Origin of the sequence: Caecibacteroides pullorum, from assembly GCF_019239235.1 — a bacterium.
Lineage (GTDB): Bacteria > Bacteroidota > Bacteroidia > Bacteroidales > Bacteroidaceae > Bacteroides > Bacteroides pullorum.
The window spans coordinates 1-6,192 of the sequence record NZ_JAAZTS010000048.1 but is presented as its reverse complement, the minus strand read 5'-3'; the positions used below and the strand labels follow the sequence as shown (position 1 = coordinate 6,192).

General features: G+C 35.1%; 2 protein-coding genes. Both read left to right on the top strand.

Annotated features, from left to right (window positions below; translation table 11 throughout):
- Nucleotides 1-208 precede the first annotated feature (208 nt).
- The gene (locus HF894_RS14905) at nucleotides 209-3,370 is read left to right on the top strand and encodes a glycoside hydrolase family 2 TIM barrel-domain containing protein (protein ID WP_204973433.1); all 3,162 of its coding nucleotides are present in this window, start codon (nucleotides 209-211) and stop codon (nucleotides 3,368-3,370) included.
- 42 nt (nucleotides 3,371-3,412) lie between these two features.
- Nucleotides 3,413-6,037, top strand: a complete 2,625-nt coding sequence (locus HF894_RS14900) for a glycoside hydrolase family 3 C-terminal domain-containing protein (RefSeq protein ID WP_204973431.1) — start codon at nucleotides 3,413-3,415, stop codon at nucleotides 6,035-6,037.
- The last annotated feature ends 155 nt before the right edge of the window (nucleotides 6,038-6,192 follow it).

The following is a 6,192-nucleotide window of genomic DNA, read 5'->3' as shown; positions in this document are numbered from 1 at the left end:
TGTTCGACAAGACTAATTTCAATGATGTCAAAGATCTAAATGATCCCCTGATTCCGGGGCTTTTTGATTAATTGTTTAACTCGTCCCATTTTAACGGGACACTAATGTATCTCCATTTATGTATAAATTTCTATTTACTTGTTCCCTTGTTTTTTTTAATCTTCTCCCTCTGTTTTCGTCAGTAGATATCTCTTTGTCTGGAAAGTGGATGTGTCGGATTGATTCTCTTTCTGTTGGAGAAAAGAATCATTGGGAGAATGATAATTTTAGCCGTTCAATTACCTTGCCTGGATCGACAGACGAGATTGGTATAGGTAATACTTACCCTATTTTTAAATCAATATTAGGATGTGATCGTTTTGCGGATTATCCTCAAAATGCAGATTTTGGTATGCTTACCAGAAAAAACAAATATATTGGGAAAGTCTGGTATCAGAAGGAAATTACACTTACTCCAGAAGAAAAAGGTGTTTATTCTTTATTTCTTGAAAGGGTTATGTGGAGAAGTAAAGTTTGGGTTGATGGTAGAATGATTGGAGATGCTATTGACTTTTTATCTTCACCACACACGCATTTTATTGGAATGCTGGATGCCGGAAAGCATACAATAACTATTATGGTTGATAATAGTGAGATTTATCCGATAGGAACATTAGGTCATTCATACTGTCCTCATATGCAGACCCAATGGAATGGTATAGTTGGAAGTATAGGATTGAATAAACATGAAGATGTTAGTATCAAGAGCCTTAATGTATATCCTTCTTATAAAGATAAAAATGTAAAAGTAATCATTGATATTTTAAGATTAGAATCGTCTTCAATAAATAAAGCAAAATTATTTTTGAAGATAAAAGATAAACAGACAAATGAGTATGTATGTTCACATACTTATAAAGAGAATCTTTTTGAAAAAGATAAACTGTCATATAATATCTCTTTACAGAATCCTAAATCATGGGATGAATTTGAACCTAATTTATATCAGATTGAAGTACAGTTGTCTACATCCAATTCAAAAGAAAACAAAACGGCGGTGTTCGGTTTTAGAGATCTAGGAGTTAAGGATAAGCATTTTACAATAAATGGTAGAAAGATAATTTATAGAAATAGCCATGAAGGAATGTGTTTTCCTAATACCGGTTACCCGGAAATGAATGTAGACTATTGGAGAAAAATATGGAAACTGTATAAGGAGCATGGTTTTAATGCAGTACGTTTTCATTCATCTTGTCCTCCGGAAGCTGCTTTTATAGCAGCAGATGAAGTAGGCTTGTATATGCAAGTAGAATTTTTTTGGAAAGACGGATGGATGGGATGGAAAGATCTTATCGGACAGAAAGATAAAAGATTAAATGATTTTGTTTATGATGAGGTTATAGAAGCCCTTAGAAATTATGGAAATCATCCGTCTATGATGCTTGTTGCTTTTGGAAATGAATTGGGTGGAAATTTCGATTGGATGGGTGAACGTATAAAAGAAATGAAAGAATTTGATCCCAGACATTTCTATGCAGCAGGAATAGCTCATGATATTACAGAATATGATGATTTTGTAGAGTATGGTGGAAAAAACCAGGCACAAAAATATAATGGTACAGATTGGGATTATTCCTATAATTATATAGTTTCTTCTGCTCATAATTATGACGATAAGTTTAGAAGAAAAAATCTGCCTGAATTTACTCATGAGACGGGGCAATATATTGTACATCCTTTATGGAATGAAATAGAAAAGTATCAAGGAGTATTGGAGCCGTTGAATCTGAAATATTATCAATCAATAGCTTTGCGAAATGGCATTGCATCTTTAGACAATGAACTACAGCGAGCTTCTGGGCAGATTAATAAAAATTTATATAAGGCGGAGATTGAGGCGACTTTAAGAACTCCTGAAAGTGCAGGTTATAGTTTGCTTAGTATGGTTGATTATCCTGGTCAAGGGGAAGCTTTAGTCGGTTGGGTAAATCCTTTTTATGAAAATAAGAATTTTATAACTCCGGAAGAATTTGTAATGTATGGTAGCCATACAGTTCCTCTATTACGTTTTAGTAGATTTGTGTGGGAGGATGGTGAACAGTTTTTAGGCAAAATCGAAATAGCTAATTATGGAAAAGAATCTTTGAATGATGCCAATGTTCAATATACTTTGTGGGATAATGGGAAAATTATAGATTCTGGCCATTTTTTTGTAGAAAAAATATCTCAGGGAGAATTGACTCATATAGGTTCTTTTACAAGTGTACTGCATGCAGGGACATATGGAAAGAAAATAAATATTGAGGTTAAGATAAAGGGAACTTCCTATAAAAATCAATGGTCGATATGGGTATTTCCTAAAGCGGGACAAGCTATTAAATTCGGTGGTATTATTCAAACGACTTCATTAAATCAGGCAATTACAGAACTGAAAAAAGGTAGTAAGGTTTTATTGATTGCTGACAAATTGGGGGATAAACAAAATAAGATTTATTCAGCATTTAATCCTGTTTTTTGGTCGGCAACATGGTTTACTGGACAAGATACCGATGTAAGTGGTGCTTATATTAGGAATAATCATCCGGCTTTATCATTTTTTCCAACTGAGGATGTGATGGATTGGCAATGGGAGGATATTTGTAGGTATAGCCGTGGTTTTATATTGAATGATTTTCCTAAAGATTATTACCCAATAGTACAACCTGTGAATGACTTTCATCATGGGAATAAATTAGGAACAATCTTTGAGCTTAAAACTGTTGATGGGGGAAAGCTTTTGGTTTCTGGTTATAATTTGATTGATTCTTTGAATGTTAGATTGGCTACAAGACAATTGAAGAAGTCAATATTAACTTATATGAATTCAGAAAAATTTAATCCTACTCAAACTGTTGAATATACCTGGTTAGAAGAAAATTTGAAAGATAATATTGCTTATTATGAGAAGGAAAAGAAAGCTTTGAATGCCGTTTTTTTTGTTGTTCCGAATGATAAGATAGGTCTTTCAAAATTATCATGTTGGGATAAGGCAAAGGATAATATTATTGTGAATGAAGATTCATTTGATTATAATATAGAATGTGATGGGGTTTGGCAGGATGTGAAAGGGACATATTGGGTTGGTAAAAGAATGGTAGTGGAGATAAAAGTCAAGCATCCTAAATTATTGGATTTGAAGATGTGTTTCTTAGATTCAAATAAATGTAACCGTGCCGGAACTATAAAATGTGAAGATGTACCAACTGTACAACTCGATAGCCATGAGAATGAAACCTGGATTTCTATACCAATTACTCGAGAGAATTGTTTGGATGGCATTATAAGGGTTGAGATAAATTCTCAAAAAGGTCCTAATTTGATGCTAAGTAAAATTGCGTTGGCTCCCCGATGATATAACTAATTAAATTGATAAGAAATTGTAATAAAGATTTTTATGAGACGATTTATTCTATACTTTTTATTATTGGTTTTGACAGCTCCTTTGAAGGGACAGCAATATCCTTTTAAAGATCAATATCTTTCTACAGAGGAACGTGTAGAGGATTTGATTAACAGAATGACTTTGGAAGAGAAAATAGATTTATTGGCAGGTTATAATGATTTTTATCTTCATCCTTGCGAAAGGCTTGGTATACCAGCCTTTAAAATGGCGGATGGTCCACTTGGATTATCGTCGTGGGGACTATGGGGTCGAGCTACAGCCTTTCCTTCAGCTCTTGCTGTTGCCTCTTCCTGGAATAGGGAACTTTCTTCTCTGTTGGGCGAGATGTATGCACAGGAATGGAGGGCAAGAGGAATTCATTTTCTTTTGGCTCCTGGAGTAAATATTTACAGAGCATCAAAGGGAGCACGTAATTTTGAATATTATGGTGAAGATCCTTTTTTGACAGCTAATATGGTAGTTCCGTTTATAAAGGCTGTACAGGAAGGTGGCGTTATTGCTACCATTAAACATTTTGCAGGCAATGACCAGGAATATGACAGATATACTGTTAGTACAGAAGTTTCCGACAGAGCTTTGCACGAAATATATTTAGCCCCATTTAAGGCTGCAGTTCAGAAAGCGAATGTTAAAGCAGTAATGACGGGCTATAATCCTTTAAGAGGAGTTTATTGCACTGAAAATAAATTTTTAATAGATATCCTTAAGAAAGACTGGGGATTTAAAGGAATGTTAATGTCTGATTGGGCATGTACATATTCTGCTGATAAAGCGGCAAATAATGGACTTGATCTTGAAATGGGTAGTAAAAGCTGGTTTAATAAAGAAAAGCTATTACCCCTGATAAAACAGGGTCTTGTTTCTGAAGAGGTTATAAACGACAAAGTAAGACGTATTTATGGTACTTGTATAGACATGGGATTCTTTGATAGACCTCAAAAAGTCGATAGTATTCCAGTTTATAATCAGAAGGCAAACAGATTGTCTCTTAAGGCAGCAGAGGAAGGTATCGTCCTTTTAAAGAATTCAGGAGTATTGCCTTTGGAGTCACCTAAATCAATAGCGGTAATAGGGCCTACGGCAAATCCTCCTGTAATAAACGACAGGGTATTCTCTACCAATGGAATAGTTTATGGTGGCGGTGGTAGCTCAAGAGTACATCCGTGGTATGTAGTTAATGATCTTCAAGGTATAGAAAATGAATTTAAGGGTTCACAAATATATTATCATGAAGGTATCTCCAATCAGTTTAAACGCAGACTGTTCAGAAATTGTGTATTTAGGACACAAGATGGAAAACGTGGGTTAAAAGCACGTTATTACTCTTCTGGAAACAGCTCTGAGAACAGTACCTTTTCTGATTTAATTGACGAACAGGCTAAGGCTGCAGGTAGGGTAGTTAATTCTTTAGAGTCTTCCTCTTCGGATGAATCTACGGGTAGTGCCATAATAAGCAGAACTGATAGAAATGTTGATTTTGAATGGTGGGGAGCTCCCGATAATAATGAGAATTTTGGTTCAGATTATGAAGTAGAATGGGAAGGCTATATTGATATACTTAAGAATGATAGTATCCGTTTCTTTATTGATGCACAAGGAGCTTATCAGTTATTTGTTGATGGTAAACTTTTGGTTGATGCCTCTGACTCACAGTCATTTCATGTAAGTTCTGAAACTGTTTACGCAACAAAAGGTTCGGCAAAACATATAAAGTTGAAGTTCTGGAATCAGCGTTCTACACCGGCAGAGATAAGAATGGGTTATTGCTATAATAGTGATATAGATTTTTCGGAGGCTGTTAATTTGGCTTCTAGGGTTGATGCTGTTATTGTTTGCGCCGGTTTGGACGGTAGTATAGAACTTGAGGGAAGAGACAGACCTTTCGATTTGCCATACGGTCAAGATAGACTCATAGAGGAGATTGCTAAAGTGAATCCTAATACGATAGTGGTAATGCATGCAGGTGGAGGAGTGAATATGTCTGCTTGGATAAATAAAGTGGCAGCTGTGCTTCATGCTTTTTATCCTGGACAGGAAGGAGGAAATGCATTGGCGCATATTTTATCAGGTAAAGTTAATCCTTCTGCTAAACTAGCATTTACTATAGAAAAGGAGTGGATAGACTCTCCTGCTGCAGGAAATTACGATGAAACCAGAAAAGAAAAAAAAGTGTTTTACAGAGAAGGCATTTTTACGGGTTATCGTGGATATGAGAAGAAAGGGGTAGAACCGTTATTTCCTTTCGGATATGGTTTGTCGTATACATCTTTTCAGTATGATAACCTTTCGGTTAAAGTCATAGATAAGAAAAAATGCCAAGTAGAGGTAAGGTTGGATGTTTCTAATGTAGGTAATAAAGCAGGAGCCGAGATTGTGCAACTTTATGTGACGGATGTAAAATCTGAAGAAGAAAGGCCTTTGAAAGAACTGAAGGGCTTTGATAAGGTGTGGTTACAACCTGGTGAGACTCGTTCGATAAAGATACTACTGGAAGAAGAAGATTTTCAATATTATAGTGAGAAAAAGAAGAAGTGGATACTGGAAAAAGGAGAATTTCTGATTAAAGTGGGTGCATCCTCACAAGATGTGAGATTGGAAAATAAAATATGGCTTTAGAGAGAATGTTGAATAGTATAAAATGAAAAATATTTTATTATGAAGTTCACTACTGTCCCGTAAAAGTTGATAAATAGTTCTTTGAAATTATTGAAATATAGTCAATTACGTGGTTTCTTGAGATGAAACGGACTTGATTTTGCAACTTTGCAGTC

Coding starts and splice junctions, on each gene's coding strand:
- HF894_RS14905 (WP_204973433.1), top strand. CDS start 209: ATGTGTCGGATTGATTCTCTTTCTGTTGGAGAAAAGAATCATTGGGAG.
- HF894_RS14900 (WP_204973431.1), top strand. CDS start 3,413: ATGAGACGATTTATTCTATACTTTTTATTATTGGTTTTGACAGCTCCT.